Genomic DNA, 15,884 nt, shown 5'->3' on the forward strand with positions numbered 1-15,884 from the left:
TCGTACAAACCCGACTATATGGCTCTCAAATTCTTGATCGCTTGATGAAGAGTGGGCCGCAAGGACCCGCTCTTTTTTATTAGCTCGATCGCCTGAACAGCTTGAAATTGCGAGGAGCGCACCGCTTGTCGGACATGACGAACGCAGACAACGAACTTGAGCCGCGGCTGATTACCGAAACCGGGCTTGACCAGCGTCTTGCCGATATCATCGAACCCGTTCTCATCGGATTGGGCTTCCGGCTCATCCGTGTGCGCATGCTGAACCAGAACGGCGCGACGATGCAGGTCATGGCCGAGCGCAACGACGGCACGATGACGGTCGAGGATTGCGAAGAGATCTCGATGGCGATTTCTCCGGTCCTCGATGTGGAAGATCCGATCGATAAAGAGTATCATCTCGAAGTGTCTTCGCCCGGCATCGACCGCCCGATGGTGCGGAAATCCGATTTCGTTCGCTGGCAAGGTCACCTGGTAAAATGCGAGACGTCGATCATGATCGACAACCGCAAGCGCTTCCGCGGCAAGATCGTCGAAGCAGACGCAGATGGTTTCACGCTCGAGCGTGACCAGGTTGCCTATGGGGAAGAGCAGAAGGTCACCATTCCCTTCACGGCGCTCAGCGATGCGAAGCTCATTCTGACCGACGATCTGATCCGCGATGCGCTGCGCGCCGACAAGCTGGCGAAAGCGCAGGCCGCCAACCAGAACGAAGCGGACGAGCAGGAATAACCGATCAACAGACCGCTCCAGGGACGGGAACCCCGGGGTAAAGACGGAGAAACAAGACAATGGCAGTCAGTGCGAACCGGCTCGAACTTCTGCAGATCGCAGATGCAGTGGCGCGCGAAAAGGTCATCGACCGCGAGATCGTGCTTGCCGCAATGGCCGATGCCATTCAGAAGGCGGCACGCTCGCGTTACGGCACCGAATCCAACATCCGGGCCGACATCAATCCGAAGACCGGCGAAATCCGGCTGCAGCGCCTGCTCGAAGTCGTCGACAAGGCCGAGGATTATTCGACGCAGATCCCGCTGGAACTCGCCCGTGACCGCAACCCGGATGCCGCTCTCGGCGATTTCATCGCCGATCCGCTGCCGCCGATGGATTTCGGCCGCATCGCCGCACAGTCCGCCAAGCAGGTGATCGTGCAGAAGGTGCGTGAAGCCGAGCGCGACCGCCAGTTCGACGAATTCAAGGACCGTGTCGGCGAAATCGTCAACGGCACCGTCAAGCGCGTCGAATACGGCAACGTCATCGTCGATCTCGGCCGCGGCGAAGGCATCATCCGCCGCGACGAAATGATCCCGCGCGAGAACGTGCGCTACGGCGATCGCGTCCGCGCATATGTCTATGACGTCCGCCGCGAGCAGCGCGGCCCGCAGATCTTCCTGTCGCGCACGCATCCGCAGTTCATGGTGAAGCTCTTCACCATGGAAGTGCCCGAAATCTACGACGGCATCATCCAGGTGAAGTCGGTCGCCCGCGATCCGGGCTCGCGCGCCAAGATCGCGGTGATCTCGAACGATAGCTCGATCGATCCGGTCGGCGCCTGCGTCGGTATGCGCGGTTCGCGCGTCCAGGCCGTCGTCGGCGAACTCCAGGGCGAGAAGATCGACATCATTCCCTGGAGCCAGGACCCGGCGACCTTCGTCGTCAACGCCCTGCAGCCGGCTGAAGTCGCCAAGGTCGTTCTCGACGAGGATGCAGAGCGCATCGAAGTCGTCGTTCCCGACGAGCAGCTGTCGCTTGCCATCGGCCGCCGCGGCCAGAACGTCCGCCTCGCCTCGCAGCTGACCGGCTGGGACATCGACATCATGACGGAAGCCGAGGAATCGGAGCGCCGCCAGAAGGAATTCAACGAGCGCACCAACCTGTTCATGGACTCGCTCGACGTCGACGAAATGGTCGGCCAGGTTCTGGCTTCGGAAGGCTTTGCCGCCGTCGAGGAACTCGCCTATGTCGACCTCGACGAAATCTCCTCGATCGACGGTTTCGACGAAGAGACGGCGCAGGAAATCCAACAGCGCGCCCGCGAATTCCTCGAGCGTCTCGAAGCCGAGATGGACGAGAAGCGCAAGGCGCTCGGCGTCGAGGACGAACTGCGCGGGATCGACGGCATGACCGCCCAGATGATGGTGGCGCTCGGCGAAGACGGCATCAAGACGATCGAAGACTTCGCGGGTTGCGCCGCCGATGATCTCGTTGGCTGGACGGAACGCAAGAACGGCGAAACGAAGAAGTTCGAAGGCCTGTTCTCGAAGTTCGACGTCTCGCGCGTCGAGGCCGAACAGATGATCGTCCAGGCCCGCCTTGCAGCCGGCTGGATCACGGAAGAGGACCTGGCGAAGGGGACCGAAGAAGAGGTCACCGAAGCCGAACAAGAAGCATGATGACCGCGCATGAGCCGGACGCTCTCCCTGAGGACGACGATCTTGCAGGTTATGACGTGAACGGACGCATGTGCATCGTGACGCGGGAAAGCGGATCGCCGGAAGAGCTGATCCGCTTCGTCGCGGCTCCCGATGGAACCGTCGTCGCCGACCTGAAGCGCGAGCTTCCGGGACGCGGATGCTGGGTGAAAGCCGACCGGTCCCTGGTCGACAAGGCGGTGGCGAAGAAGCTCTTCGCCCGCGCCCTGAAAGCGGACGTGAAGGCGGCGGAAGACCTCGGCGCGAGCGTCGACCGGCTGCTTTCGGTGCAATTGATGCAGATGATGAACATGGCGCGCAAAGCCGGCCAGTTCATCAGCGGCTCCTCGAAAGTGGATGCCGCGGTGAGAAGCGGAGCAGCCCTTGCGGTGTTCCACGCGACTGAAGCAGCGGACGACGGCGTCCGGAAAATCGACCAGGCCCGCAAGGCCTGGCACCTCGGAATGGAGACCGAGGAGGAGATACCTTCCTTCCGTCTCTTCTCGGAGAGCGAAATGGAAGGCCTGATGGGCCAGAATGCTTTTATCCATGCCGCAGTGCTTGCAGGGCAGGCGGGTGAAGGTGTAGTGAAGCGCGCAAAGATGCTCGAACAGTACCGTATTGGCGGTCAGTCCCGGGCAGCGGGCGGCGCTGGCCGGCAAAAGCAATGAGAGCGTCACCGGCATCGGCCGGTCCCATTCTCATTGATCGACAGTATTTGAACGACAGGGTCTGATCTAGTCATCGCTCCCTGTCCGAAGGAACGGGAACGAATGACCGATAGCAATGACGACAAGACACTCAGCGTAACGGGCAAGAAGACGCTTACCCTGAAACCATCGGGGATGAGCCAGGGCACCGTTCGCCAGGATATGGGTCGCGGTCGCACCAAGGCGGTCGTCGTCGAGACCCGCAAGCGGCGCCCGATGCGCCCGGAAGACGAAAAGCCGATCACGCCTGCCGCCCCGGTGGCCCCGGTCCGCGCCGCCGAACCGGCGCCCGCGCCCGTACAGGCACGTCCGCAGCAGCCGGCGCCGGCGCCGCGGGTCCATCAGCCTGGCAGCAACCAGACCAACCAACGTCCGCAGCAGCAGTCCTATCAGCAGCCGCGCTCGAACGATCGTCCGCGCCCTGTCGTGCTGAACCACCTGTCGCCGGAAGAGATGGACGCCCGCCGCCGCGCGCTCGCCGAATCCCAGGCGCGTGACGCCCAGGATGCGATCCGCCGCGCCGAGGAAGAAAAGCGCCGCGCCGCCGAAGAGGCTATCCGCAAGGCGGCTGAAGCAGAAGAAGCCGCCCGCAGGGCCGCCGAAGAGGCTGCCCGCCAGGCGGAGGCACCCGCTGTCGCCGAACCGGCAGCCGCCGCGGCCGCACCGGCCCCAGCAGTGGCCGAAGCCCGTCCGAACACACCGCGTCCGGCATCATCGGCTCCGGCTGCCCGCCGGCCTGATGGCGCAGCGCCTGCCGGCGCCCGTCCGGCCCCTGGTGCTGCCGCACCGGCCGGCGTCCGTGGCCGCCGCGATGACGATGGCGACGACGATCGGGGTGCCGCGCGCGGCGGTCCGGCCCGTGGCCGTGTCGTCCGTCCCGAGCCCGCAAAGCCGGTAACGACGCGTCCGAAGACGGATGACGAGCGCCGCCGCGGCAAGTTGACGATCACCACCGCCGACGTCGACGGTGAGGACGCCGGCCGCAGCCGTTCGCTTTCGGCAATGCGCCGCCGGCAGGAGAAGTTCCGCCGCAGCCAGATGCAGGAAACCCGCGAGAAGATCTCCCGCGAAGTCGTTCTGCCTGAGACCATCACCATTCAGGAACTGTCGCAGCGCATGTCCGAACGCGCCGTCGACGTCATCAAGTACCTGATGAAGGAAGGCCAGATGATGAAGCCGGGCGACGTCATCGACGCCGACCTTGCCGAACTCATCGCCGGCGAATTCGGCCATACGGTCAAGCGCGTGTCGGAATCCGACGTCGAACTCGGCATCTTCAATGTGTCCGACGAAGAGGGCGAACTGGTTTCGCGCCCGCCCGTCGTCACCATCATGGGCCACGTCGACCACGGCAAGACCTCGCTGCTCGACGCTATCCGCCATGCCAACGTGGTCGCCGGCGAAGCCGGTGGCATCACGCAGCATATCGGCGCCTATCAGGTGGAGCAGAACGGCCAGAAGATCACCTTCATCGACACCCCCGGCCACGCCGCCTTCACGGCGATGCGTGCCCGCGGCGCGCAGGCGACCGACATCGCGATCCTCGTGGTCGCGGCCGACGACAGCGTGATGCCGCAGACGATCGAATCGATCAACCACGCCAAGGCGGCCGGTGTTCCGATCATCGTGGCGATCAACAAGATCGACAAGCACGAGGCGGATGCGCAGAAGGTCCGCAACCAGCTGCTGCAGCACGAAGTCTTCGTGGAATCCATGGGCGGTGAAGTGCTCGACGTCGAGGTTTCGGCCAAGACAGGCAAAAACATCGACAAGCTGCTCGAGGCGATCCTGCTGCAGGCGGAAATTCTCGACCTCAAGGCCAACCCGAACCGGACGGCAGAGGGCACGGTCATCGAAGCCCAGCTCGACCGCGGCCGCGGCTCGGTCGCGACCGTACTCGTCCAGAAGGGCACGCTACGTCCCGGCCAGATCATCGTCGCCGGCGACGTCTGGGGCCGCGTGCGCGCGCTCGTGACCGACAAGGGCGATCATGTGAAGGAAGCCGGTCCCGCGACCCCGGTCGAGCTTCTCGGTCTTTCCGGAACGCCGCAGGCCGGCGACAAGTTCGCCGTCGTCGAAAGCGAAAGCCGCGCCCGCGAAATCTCGGAATACCGTCAGCGGCTTGCCCGCGACAAGGCGGCTGCCCGTCAGTCGGGACAGCGCGGCTCGCTGGAACAGATGATGACGCAGATGCAGAGCAACGGCATCAAGGAGTTCCCGCTCGTCATCAAGGGCGACGTGCAGGGCTCGATCGAAGCCATTGCCGGCGCGCTGGAAAAGCTCGGCACCGACGAGGTTCGTGCCCGCATCGTCCATTCGGGCGCCGGCGGCATCACCGAGACGGATATTTCGCTCGCCGAAGCTTCGAACGCGGCCATCATCGGCTTCAACGTTCGTGCAAATGCGCAGGCACGTCAGTTCGCCGAGCGCCAGGGCCTCGATATCCGCTACTACAACATCATCTACGATCTCGTGGATGACGTGAAGGCAGCGATGTCCGGCCTCCTGTCTCCGGAACGCCGCGAAACCTTCATCGGCAATGCCGAGATCCTGGAAGTGTTCAACATCACCAAGGTCGGCAAGGTCGCCGGTTGCCGCGTCGTCGAAGGCAAGGTCGAGCGTGGAGCGGGCGTCCGCCTCATCCGCAACGACGTCGTCGTTCACGAAGGCAAGCTCAAGACGCTCAAGCGCTTCAAGGACGAAGTCTCCGAAGTGCCGATGGGCCAGGAATGCGGCATGGCCTTCGAGAACTACGAAGACATGCGCGTCGGCGACGTCATCGAGTGCTTCCGCGTCGAACATATCACGCGTACGCTCTGATCCCAGGCGTCACAGCAGCTTTGCAAAAGCCATCCGCCACCCGGCGGATGGCTTTTGCACCTGCCGGCTTGACCTTTTCGGCCAAAAGAGTCATGGACGCTCTCCTTTGACGGGTTCGATTCCCAGCCGCATCGGCAAATAGAGATAACAATGACCAGACCAACTTCTTCCGCGCCTTCGCAGCGCATGCTGCGCGTTGGCGAACAGGTTCGCGCTGCGATCACCCAGGTGCTGCAGCGCGGCGAGGTGCGCGACGACGTCATCGAGGCGACCGTGATCTCGATCTCGGAAGTGCGCATGTCGCCCGATCTGAAGATCGCCACGGCTTACGTGACGCCGCTCGGCGTTTCCGACCACAGCATCGTCATCGACGCGTTGAACCGCCATGCCAAGTTCATCCGCGGCAGACTCGGGCCGCAGCTTCGGCAGATGAAATACATGCCGGAAGTGCGCTTCCGCGATGATACCAGCTTCGACAACTACAAGAAGATCGACGAGCTGCTGCGTTCGCCCGAGGTGAGCCGCGACCTCGACGGCGATGATGAAGAGAAATAACAGAAGAGACTGATGTCCAAACCACGCAAACCCAAGGGCCGGCCGATTTCCGGCTGGCTGATCCTCGACAAGCCGGTGGATTTCGGCTCGACCGAAGCCGTTTCCAAGATCAAGTGGCTCTACAAGGCGCAGAAGGCCGGTCATGCCGGCACGCTCGATCCGCTCGCCTCCGGCATGCTGCCGATCGCGCTCGGCGATGCGACGAAGACCGTTCCCTATGTGATGGACGGCCGCAAGATCTATGAGTTCACGGTGAGCTGGGGCGAAGAGCGCGCGACGGACGACCTCGAAGGCGAGGTCACTGAAAGTTCGGACGAGCGCCCGAGCGAACAGCAGATCCGCGATATCCTGCCCAAATATATCGGCACCATCAGCCAGGTTCCGCCGCAGTTTTCCGCCATCAAGATAGCGGGTGAACGCGCCTACGACCTGGCGCGCGAAGGCGAAGCCGTCGAGATCCCCTCGCGCGAAGTCGAGATTTTCCGCTTGACCCTGCTTGCCTGCCCGGACGCCAATACCGCGCATTTCGAAGTGGAATGCGGCAAGGGAACTTATGTCCGGGCGCTGGCCCGTGATTTTGGCCGCGAACTCGGCTGCTACGGCCATATTTCGGGGCTGCGGCGCACCTTCGTCGCGCCCTTCGCGGAAGAAGCCATGGTGCCGCTCGCGGACCTCGTGGCGCTGGAAGCGATCGAGGATATGGATGAACGACTCGCCGCCCTCGACGCGCTGCTGATCGACACCTGCGAAGCGTTGTCCGCCCTGCCCCATCTCGTCATCAACGACGACCAGGCGCACCGGCTGAAGATGGGCAATCCGATCCTGGTGCGCGGCCGCGATGCGCCGATTGCCGAAAGCGAAGCCTATGCGACGGCACGCGGCAGGCTGATCGCGATCGGCGAAATCGGCCAGGGCGAATTTCGCCCGAAAAGGGTTTTCGCCTGAGTCCGTTGCCACTGACGATTGTCAGGCGGTAGCGATGCGATATCTTCCTTTCGGGCCATAACGGCCCGAGGGGCCATGGCGGCCCGACAAGGGGATGACCATGCGCGCAACCGCTTTCGCAATGCTGACGTTCTTTTCGATGATCCTGACCGCTGCCGGCGCTCGATCCGCCGAGCGCTGGGCCGAGCTTCCGGCCTTTCCTTCGATGCCCGCGCCAAAGGTGAGCGGCGTGGCCGATGTGAACGACATCAAGATGTACTACGCCGAATATGGTGAGGGCGAGCCGATCCTCTTCATCCATGGCGGCCTTGGAAATGCCGACGTCTGGGGTCACCAGATCGCCGATTTCGCCAGGGATCATCTGGTCATCGTCGCCGACAGCCGCGGTCATGGCCGCTCGACGCGCAGCCAGCAGCCTTTCGGCTACGATCTGATGACCTCGGATTACGCCGCCCTTCTCGACCATCTGAAGATCGGCAAGGTGACGCTTGTGGGATGGTCGGACGGCGGCATCATCGGCATCGACATGGCGATGAAACATCCGGAGAAGCTGACCCGCGTCATTGCCCAGGCGGCAAACGTCACGACCGACGGCGTCAAGGCCGACGTCATGGAAAACAAGACCTTCAAAGCCTACATCGATGTCGCCGGCGATCAGTACCGGAAGCTTTCGCCGACCCCGAACGAGTACGACGCCTTCGTCACCCAGATCTCCCACATGTGGGAGACCCAGCCGGCCTGGACGGCCGCCGATCTTGGAAGGATCACGGTTCCTGTCACGCTTGCGATCGGCGATCACGATGAAGCCGTCAAACTCGACCATACGGAAATGATGGCAAAACAGATTCCGGGCGCCAAACTCGTAATCCTTAGGAATACCAGCCATTTCGCCATGCTGCAGGATCCGGAGGGCTATGACGGAATGATCCGGGATGCCATGGCGGGCCGTTGAACCGCCAGGAACGACTCCCTCTTTCCATCGGTGCTTATTTGGTTTATAGGCAGCGCCAGCGTCAGGTCCGCCTGCTCGCATTCACGGCCAAAGCTGGACGGCATCCCGGCTTTTGGCGACTTCATCTCCTCTCATAGAAAGGATCATCCGATGTCGATTACTGCTGAGCGCAAGGCTGCGCTGATCAAGGAATACGCAACCGCCGAAGGCGACACCGGTTCTCCTGAGGTTCAGGTCGCGATCCTGACCGAACGCATCAACAACCTGACCGAACACTTCAAGGACCACAAGAAGGATAACCATTCCCGCCGTGGCCTGCTGACGATGGTTTCGAGCCGCCGCTCGCTTCTTGATTACCTCAAGAAGAAGGATGAAGGCCGTTATTCCAAGCTGATCAACAGCCTGGGTATCCGCCGCTAAGATTGTCCGGCGGGCGCTTTCGAGCGTCCGCCGGATCTGTTTCGGGACGATGTTCCGATGAAATGTTCCGGCCGCGCCCTATCTCAAGCGGTGGAACGACCGGCGGACCCGGATGGGCCGGTTCTGCCAAACCAACCGCTGACCTGTCATGGGGCAGGATTGCCGGATGCTTTCGGCCAGAGCTTCTCGAGGCTTTGGCCCGGTTTTCCCAAGGAAACGCCAGTTTTTCCCGGGAAACTGCAGGTCCCGAGAGACCTGGAACGAAAAGCCTCCCGTTGTCTTGCCCGTGATACGTCACATTGATTGCGGTCGACTGTGCGCTGCGCCTCGATATCGGCGACGGCGCGTGCTCCCGCATTAAAGGACAAGACATGTTCGATACACATACAGTGGAAATCGAGTGGGCCGGCCGCCCACTGAAGCTCGAAACCGGCAAGATCGCCCGTCAGGCCGACGGCGCGGTTCTCGCCACCTACGGCGAGACCGTCGTTCTCGCCACCGTCGTCTCGGCCAAGGCGCCGAAGCCCGGCCAGGACTTCTTTCCGCTCACCGTCAACTACCAGGAAAAGACCTACGCAGCCGGCAAAATCCCCGGCGGCTATTTCAAGCGTGAAGGCCGTCCGAGCGAAAACGAGACCCTCGTTTCCCGCCTGATCGACCGCCCGATCCGCCCGCTCTTCCCGGAAGGCTACAAGAACGACACGCAGGTCGTCGTCACCGTCGTCCAGCACGACCTCGAGAACAATCCCGATATCCTGTCCATGATCGCCTCTTCGGCGGCGCTGACGCTTTCCGGCGTTCCCTTCATGGGCCCGGTCGGCGGCGCACGCGTCGGCTACATCAACGGCGAATATGTTCTCAACCCGCATCTCGACGAGATGGACGAGTCGAGCCTCGACCTCGTCGTCGCCGGCACCTACGACGCCGTGCTGATGGTCGAGTCCGAAGCCAAGGAACTGCCCGAAGACGTCATGCTCGGCGCCGTCATGTTCGGCCACAAGGGCTTCCAACCGGTGCTCGACGCGATCATCAAGCTCGCCGAAGTCGCCGCCAAGGAGCCGCGCGACTTCCAGCCGGAAGACTATTCCGAGCTCGAAGGCGAGATGCTGAAGCATTTCGAAGCCGAACTCCGCGAAGCCTACAAGATCACCCAGAAGGCCGACCGCTACGCCGCCGTCGACGCCGTCAAGGCAAAGGTCAAGGCGCATTTCCTCCCCGAGGAAGGCGAAGCCAAGTATACGGCCGAAGAAGTCGGCGCGATCTTCAAGCACCTGCAGGCCAAGATCGTCCGCTGGAACATCCTCGACACCAAGAGCCGCATCGACGGCCGCGACCTTGAAACCGTTCGCCCGATCGTTTCGGAAGTCGGCCTTCTGCCGCGCACGCACGGTTCGGCGCTCTTCACGCGCGGCGAAACGCAGGCGATCGTGGTTGCCACGCTCGGCACCGGCGAAGACGAGCAGTATGTCGACAGCCTGACCGGCATGTACAAGGAGCGCTTCCTGCTCCATTACAACTTCCCTCCCTTCTCGGTTGGTGAAACCGGCCGCATGGGCTCCCCGGGCCGCCGCGAGATCGGCCACGGCAAGCTCGCATGGCGTGCGATCCGTCCGATGCTGCCGTCGGCCGAGCAGTTCCCCTACACGCTGCGCGTCGTTTCCGAGATCACCGAATCCAACGGCTCGTCCTCGATGGCAACCGTCTGCGGCACGTCGCTGGCGCTGATGGATGCAGGTGTCCCGCTCGCAAAGCCGGTTGCCGGTATCGCCATGGGCCTGATCCTCGAAGGCGAACGCTTCGCCGTCCTCTCCGATATTCTCGGTGACGAAGATCATCTCGGCGACATGGACTTCAAGGTCGCAGGCACCGCCGACGGCATCACCTCGCTGCAGATGGACATCAAGATCGCCGGCATCACCGAAGAGATCATGAAGGTCGCTCTCGGCCAGGCCAAGGGTGGTCGCGCCCACATCCTCGGCGAAATGGCCAAGGCCATCACCGAAAGCCGCGGCCAGCTCGGCGAATTCGCTCCGCGCATCGAAGTCATGAACATCCCGGTCGACAAGATCCGTGAAGTCATCGGCTCCGGCGGCAAGGTCATCCGCGAAATCGTCGAAAAGACCGGCGCGAAGATCAACATCGAAGACGACGGCACCGTCAAGATCGCCTCCTCTTCCGGCAAGGAGATCGAAGCGGCCCGCAAGTGGATCCACTCGATCGTCGCCGAGCCTGAAATCGGCCAGATCTACGAAGGCACTGTCGTCAAGACCGCCGACTTCGGCGCCTTTGTCAACTTCTTCGGTGCCCGCGACGGCCTCGTCCATATCTCTCAGCTCGCTTCCGAGCGCGTTGCCAAGACGCAGGACGTTGTCAAGGAAGGCGACAAGGTCTGGGTCAAGCTGCTCGGCTTCGACGAACGCGGCAAGGTTCGCCTGTCGATGAAGGTCGTCGACCAGGCCACCGGCCAGGAGATCCCGAACGAGAAGAAGAAGGAAGAAGCGGCCGAATAAGCCGCCTCTTCCCGCGCATAACCTCGACAATCGCAATCGATTTTCGGAAAGGATTATGCGCGGCTTAATTCCGGGCGCGGGAATCTTCCGCGCCCTTTTTCTATTCTAAATGAGACGAGATCCATGAGCCGCGAGACGCTGAAGACCCTGTTCCATCCCTTTGCCAGCGGCACAGTCCAGGCGCCCGGCGAGGGCGAGCGCGTGCTCTTCCTCGGCGCCGAGGCAGGCTTCGCACTGCCGGAGGGCTTCGCCGCCTCGCTCAGCGCCGTCCAGGGCTTCCGTCCTCTCTATCGGCAGCTGCTGGCGCAGCGGATCGAAGCGACACCTGAGATCGACGGCGAAGACTATGACGCCGCCCTGGTGCTCTGTACCAAACACAAGGGCGAGAACGAGGCTAACATCGCCGCCGCGATCACCCGCACGCGGGCCGGCGGCCTGATCGTCGTCGCCGGCTCCAAGGAAGACGGCATCCAGCCGCTGCGCAAGCGTATGGAAGGTTTCGGCCTCGCCATCGATCACATGCCGAAATATCACGGCGTCGCCTTCTGGTTCGGCCGGCCGGCAGAAGCTGGAGACATCGCCTCCAAGCTGGTGAAGGCGCCGGTGCGCGTCGACGAGCGCTTCCATGCGAGCGCCGGCATGTTCTCGCATGACCGGATCGATGCCGGATCGGAACTGCTCGCGTCGCGCCTGCCGCAGGATTTCACCGGCGACGTCGCCGATTTCGGCGCGGGCTGGGGCTATCTCTCCGTCGAGATGGCGCAGAGATCGCGCGGACTGGCCCGCCTTGACCTCTATGAGGCCAACCACGCGGCCCTGGAGGCCGCCAGGGACAATCTGGCGGAGAACTGCCCGAACGCGCCTGCGCGCTTCTTCTGGCACGATCTGGCGGGCGAGCCGGTCAAGGACAAATACGACCTCGTCATCATGAACCCGCCCTTCCACGAGGGTCATGCGGCCGAACCTTCGCTCGGCCAGGCGATGATCAAAGCCGCCGCATCCGCCCTTCGCGGCGGCGGCCGCCTGATGCTCGTCGCCAATCGCGGGCTGCCCTACGAGCCGGTTCTGACGGCAAATTTCCGAGAAAGCGGCGAAACCTGCCGCAATGCACGCTTCAAGGTGCTCTGGGCGAAGAAGTAAGGCTTAGGCCTTGCACCGATTTCTCATCGATGGAAATAAAAAGGCCGTGCGCATCATCTGCGCACGGCCTTCGAGTTTCAACTGGACAGTCTTTACTCCACGTCCGCCTTGCGCAGCGTATCCAGCGTCGGCATCGAAGTGATGTTGAAGCCGGCATCGACGAAGTGGATTTCGCCGGTGACGCCGGCGGAGAGGTCGGAGAGCAGGTAGAGCGCCGAACCGCCGACCTGGTCGATGGTCACGGTCTTGCGCAGCGGCGCGTTGCGCTGGTTCCAGGAGAGGATGGCGCGCGCATCCGAAATGCCGGCGCCGGCAAGCGTGCGGATCGGGCCGGCGGAAATGCCGTTGACGCGGATGCCGCGCGGGCCGTAATCGGCGGCGAGATAGCGCACCGAAGCCTCGAGCGCCGCCTTGGCGACGCCCATCACGTTGTAATTCGGGATGACGCGCGTCGAGCCGTTATAGGTCAGGGTCAGCATCGCGCCGCCGTCTTCCATCAGCGGAGCGCAGCGCTTGGCGATCTCCGTGAAGGAGAAACAGGAAATGACCATGGTGCGGCTGAAATTCTCGCGCGTCGTATCGGCGTAAAGGCCCTTCAGTTCATTCTTGTCGGAGAAGCCGATGGCATGGACGATGAAATCGAGCTTGCCCCAGCGCTCGCCGAGCGCATCGACAACGGTATCGACGGAAGCAATGTCCTCGACGTCGCAAGGCAGCACGAAATCCGAGCCGACCTCGGCGGCAAGCGGCTTGACGCGCTTGCCGAGCGCATCGCCCTGATAGGTGAAGGCGAGTTCCGCGCCCTGTGCGGCGAGAGCTTTCGAAATCCCCCAGGCAATCGAATGGTTGTTGGCGACGCCCATGATGAGGCCGCGCTTACCCTGCATGATTCCAGTCATGTTATTATCCGTTATAGCGCTGGAAGACGAGCGTGGCGTTCGTCCCGCCGAAGCCGAAGGAGTTGGAAAGAGCGATATCGATCTTCGCATCGTCGATACGCTTGCGCACGATCGGCACGCCTTCGAATTCCGGGTCGAGTTCGGTGATATGGGCGCTTTCGCCGATGAAGCCTTGCTGCATCATCAGCAGGGAATAGATCGATTCCTGCACGCCGGCAGCGCCGAGCGAATGGCCCGTCAGCGACTTGGTCGACTGGATATGCGGGATCTTCGATCCGAAGACCTCGCGGATGGCACCGATTTCCTTGCTGTCGCCGACCGGCGTCGAGGTGCCGTGGGTGTTGATGTAATCGACGTCACCCTTCACGGTAGCAAGAGCCTGACGCATGCAGCGGATGGCGCCTTCGCCCGAGGGCGCGACCATGTCGTAGCCATCCGAGGTTGCGCCGTAGCCGACGATTTCGGCATAGATCTTGGCGCCGCGCGCCTTGGCGCGCTCCAGCTCCTCGAGCACCAGCACGCCGGCGCCGCCGGCGATGACGAAGCCGTCACGGTTGGCGTCATAAGCGCGCGAAGCGCTGTCGGGCGTGTCGTTGTACTTGGAGGACATGGCGCCCATGGCGTCGAAGAGATTGGACATGGTCCAGTCGAGATCCTCGTGGCCGCCGGCAAACATCAGGTCCTGCTTGCCCCACTGGATCATTTCGGCGGCATTGCCGATGCAATGGGCCGAGGTCGAGCAGGCCGACGAGATCGAATAGTTGACGCCGTGAATCTTGAACCAGGTGGCGAGTGTGGCGGATGCGGTGGAGGACATCGCCTTCGGCACGGCGAAGGGGCCGATGCGCTTCGGGCTGTTGTTCTTCACGGTGATATCGGCAGCCTCGATGAGCGTGCGGGTGGAGGGTCCCCCCGAGCCCATGATGATGCCGGCGCGCTCGTTCTGAGCGTAATCCTTCTCTTCCAGGCCGGAATCGGCAAGCGCCTGTTTCATGGCCACATGGTTCCAGGCGCCGCCCTGCGACAGGAAGCGCATGGCGCGGCGATCGACCAGTTCGGCCAGTTCCGCAGCACCCAGCTTGGGGCTGCCCCAAACCTGGCACTTGAAGCCGTGTTCGGCGAAATCGCTGGAGAAGGAAATACCCGACTTTGCCTGCCGCAAGGATTCGGTGACCTCGGCCGCGTCGTTTCCGATCGAGGACACGATACCCAGACCCGTAACAACTACCCGTCTCATCTGATCAAACCTTTGTTGTTTTCGTCAGCCGCTTGAAAATGCGGTTCAGGCCGTCTTTTCTTTCGATAGGCCGACGCGAAGGTCGGCCGCCTGATAAATGGTTTCGCCGTCCGCCTTCAGCCAGCCGTCGGCGGTGCCGAGCACCAGGCGGCCGCGCATGACGCGCTTGAAGTCGATGCCGTATTCGATCAGCTTCGTGTGCGGGCGCACCATGCCCTTGAACTTCACTTCGCCTGTCGAAAGCGCCATGCCGCGGCCTTGCTCGCCGAGCCAGCCCAGGAAGAAGCCGGTCAACTGCCACATGCCGTCAAGGCCGAGGCAGCCCGGCATGATCGGGTTGCCTTCGAAATGGCAGGGGAAATACCAGTCGTCGGGACGTACGTCGTATTCGGCTCTGAGATAACCCTTGTCGAAGGCACCGCCCGTTTCGGAAATCTCCGTGATGCGGTGAACCATCAGCATGGGCGGCAGGGGCAGCTGCGCATTGCCGGGGCCGAACAGCTCGCCATGTGCGCAGGCGATGAGTTCTTCGTACGAGAAGCTGGACTGTCTGGTGGTCATAAAGTTTCTTTTCCCCCCGCGTGAAGCCGATGGATGTGAACGTGTAGTCCAAGTTCTTCAGAAAATGAAGCACGAGCAAGGCAGCTTCATTCATGGCACCGGACCAGGCTCTCGCCTATATTTGGTGGTCGCATACAGGAAGGCTAGGGCCGCGACCAGACCTATTTGCGTCAGAAGCCCGTTTTTGCCGCGTTTATCAGGCTCTTGTCCCCATTGAACTATTGAAAGGCCGCGGTTCAAAAGTTATACCGCTAAGAGAAACCTGATTGCTTTATGCAGGAATAACCGGAGTTGGTCTTGATGACGGGTGCACCCCCGATCGCAATAGAGGTAAGGCTGCGCGGCGCGGGCCTGCGCCCCACCCGCCAGCGTGTCGCGCTCGGCGACCTCCTGTTTGCCAAGGGCGACCGGCATTTGACCGTCGAGGAACTGCATGAGGAGGCGGTTGCCGCCGGCGTGCCGGTTTCACTGGCGACCGTCTACAACACGCTGCACCAGTTCACGGAAGCCGGCCTCATCCGCGTTCTCGCGGTCGAGAGCGCCAAGACCTATTTCGACACCAATGTTTCCGATCATCACCATTTCTTCATCGAGGGTCATAACGAGGTCCTCGATATTCCCGTCAGCAACCTGACGATCGGCAATTTGCCGGAACCGCCCGACGGCATGGAGATCGCCCATGTCGACGTGGTGATCCGCCTGCGGGCGAAGCAAGGCTGACACAC

Annotated in this window: 14 protein-coding genes; 11 read left to right on the plus strand and 3 right to left on the minus strand. The window is 62.4% G+C overall.

Annotated elements, in window-relative coordinates; translation table 11 throughout:
• Nucleotides 1-125: 125 nt before the first annotated feature.
• The 10 genes from rimP to QD408_RS02275 all read left to right on the plus strand — a co-directional run bounded on the left by rimP (nt 126) and on the right by QD408_RS02275 (nt 12,462).
• On the plus strand, nt 126-731 hold the full coding sequence (rimP, locus tag QD408_RS02230; protein WP_088683126.1) for a ribosome maturation factor RimP: 606 nt from the start codon (nt 126-128) through the stop codon (nt 729-731).
• Nucleotides 732-790: 59 nt separating this feature from the next.
• Nucleotides 791-2,392, plus strand: a complete 1,602-nt coding sequence (nusA, locus tag QD408_RS02235) for a transcription termination factor NusA (protein WP_088683125.1) — start codon at nt 791-793, stop codon at nt 2,390-2,392.
• Nucleotides 2,389-3,081, plus strand: a complete 693-nt coding sequence (locus QD408_RS02240) for an RNA-binding protein (protein WP_190237466.1) — start codon at nt 2,389-2,391, stop codon at nt 3,079-3,081. The genes nusA and QD408_RS02240 overlap by 4 nt, the downstream gene beginning before the upstream one ends.
• 102 nt (nt 3,082-3,183) lie before the next feature.
• The gene (infB, locus tag QD408_RS02245) at nt 3,184-5,940 is read left to right on the plus strand and encodes a translation initiation factor IF-2 (protein WP_414138197.1); all 2,757 of its coding nucleotides are present in this window, start codon (nt 3,184-3,186) and stop codon (nt 5,938-5,940) included.
• 150 nt (nt 5,941-6,090) lie between these two features.
• A complete protein-coding gene (gene rbfA / locus QD408_RS02250; protein WP_088683123.1) occupies nt 6,091-6,495 on the plus strand; it encodes a 30S ribosome-binding factor RbfA in 405 nt (134 codons plus the stop codon).
• Between the two features lie 12 nt (nt 6,496-6,507).
• Nucleotides 6,508-7,440, plus strand: a complete 933-nt coding sequence (truB, locus tag QD408_RS02255; RefSeq protein ID WP_414138198.1) for a tRNA pseudouridine(55) synthase TruB — start codon at nt 6,508-6,510, stop codon at nt 7,438-7,440.
• A gap of 100 nt (nt 7,441-7,540) precedes the next feature.
• Entirely contained in the window at nt 7,541-8,392 is an 852-nt protein-coding gene (locus tag QD408_RS02260) for an alpha/beta fold hydrolase (protein ID WP_414138199.1), read from the plus strand.
• A 150-nt stretch (nt 8,393-8,542) separates the two neighbouring features.
• Complete coding sequence (rpsO, locus tag QD408_RS02265) at nt 8,543-8,812, plus strand: 30S ribosomal protein S15 (RefSeq protein WP_009997779.1); 270 nt, start codon at nt 8,543-8,545, stop codon at nt 8,810-8,812.
• 371 nt (nt 8,813-9,183) lie between these two features.
• Nucleotides 9,184-11,322, plus strand: coding sequence for a polyribonucleotide nucleotidyltransferase (gene pnp / locus QD408_RS02270; RefSeq protein WP_414138200.1), 2,139 nt, complete (start codon nt 9,184-9,186; stop codon nt 11,320-11,322).
• Between the two features lie 123 nt (nt 11,323-11,445).
• Nucleotides 11,446-12,462: a class I SAM-dependent methyltransferase gene (locus tag QD408_RS02275; protein ID WP_414138201.1), complete on the plus strand. Its 1,017-nt coding sequence runs from the start codon at nt 11,446-11,448 to the stop codon at nt 12,460-12,462.
• Nucleotides 12,463-12,554: 92 nt separating this feature from the next.
• On the opposite strand, the gene fabI is transcribed toward QD408_RS02275, so the two are convergent.
• From fabI to fabA, 3 genes are read right to left on the minus strand one after another with little or no spacing between them, the layout of a single operon-like run.
• Nucleotides 12,555-13,361: an enoyl-ACP reductase FabI gene (gene fabI / locus QD408_RS02280; RefSeq protein WP_414138202.1), complete on the minus strand. Its 807-nt coding sequence runs from the start codon at nt 13,359-13,361 to the stop codon at nt 12,555-12,557.
• 4 nt (nt 13,362-13,365) lie between these two features.
• Entirely contained in the window at nt 13,366-14,598 is a 1,233-nt protein-coding gene (fabB, locus tag QD408_RS02285; protein ID WP_088683118.1) for a beta-ketoacyl-ACP synthase I, read from the minus strand.
• Nucleotides 14,599-14,643: 45 nt separating this feature from the next.
• Nucleotides 14,644-15,159 (minus strand): 3-hydroxyacyl-[acyl-carrier-protein] dehydratase FabA, encoded by a 516-nt coding sequence (fabA, locus tag QD408_RS02290; RefSeq protein WP_088683117.1) that lies wholly within the window; start codon nt 15,157-15,159, stop codon nt 14,644-14,646.
• Nucleotides 15,160-15,459: 300 nt separating this feature from the next.
• Here fabA and irrA point away from each other — a divergent pair, with 300 nt between their 5' ends.
• Entirely contained in the window at nt 15,460-15,879 is a 420-nt protein-coding gene (irrA, locus tag QD408_RS02295; RefSeq protein ID WP_088683129.1) for an iron response transcriptional regulator IrrA, read from the plus strand.
• Nucleotides 15,880-15,884: the final 5 nt, after the last annotated feature.

Source organism: Rhizobium sp. BR 249 (assembly GCF_047445895.1).
Lineage (GTDB): Bacteria > Pseudomonadota > Alphaproteobacteria > Rhizobiales > Rhizobiaceae > Rhizobium.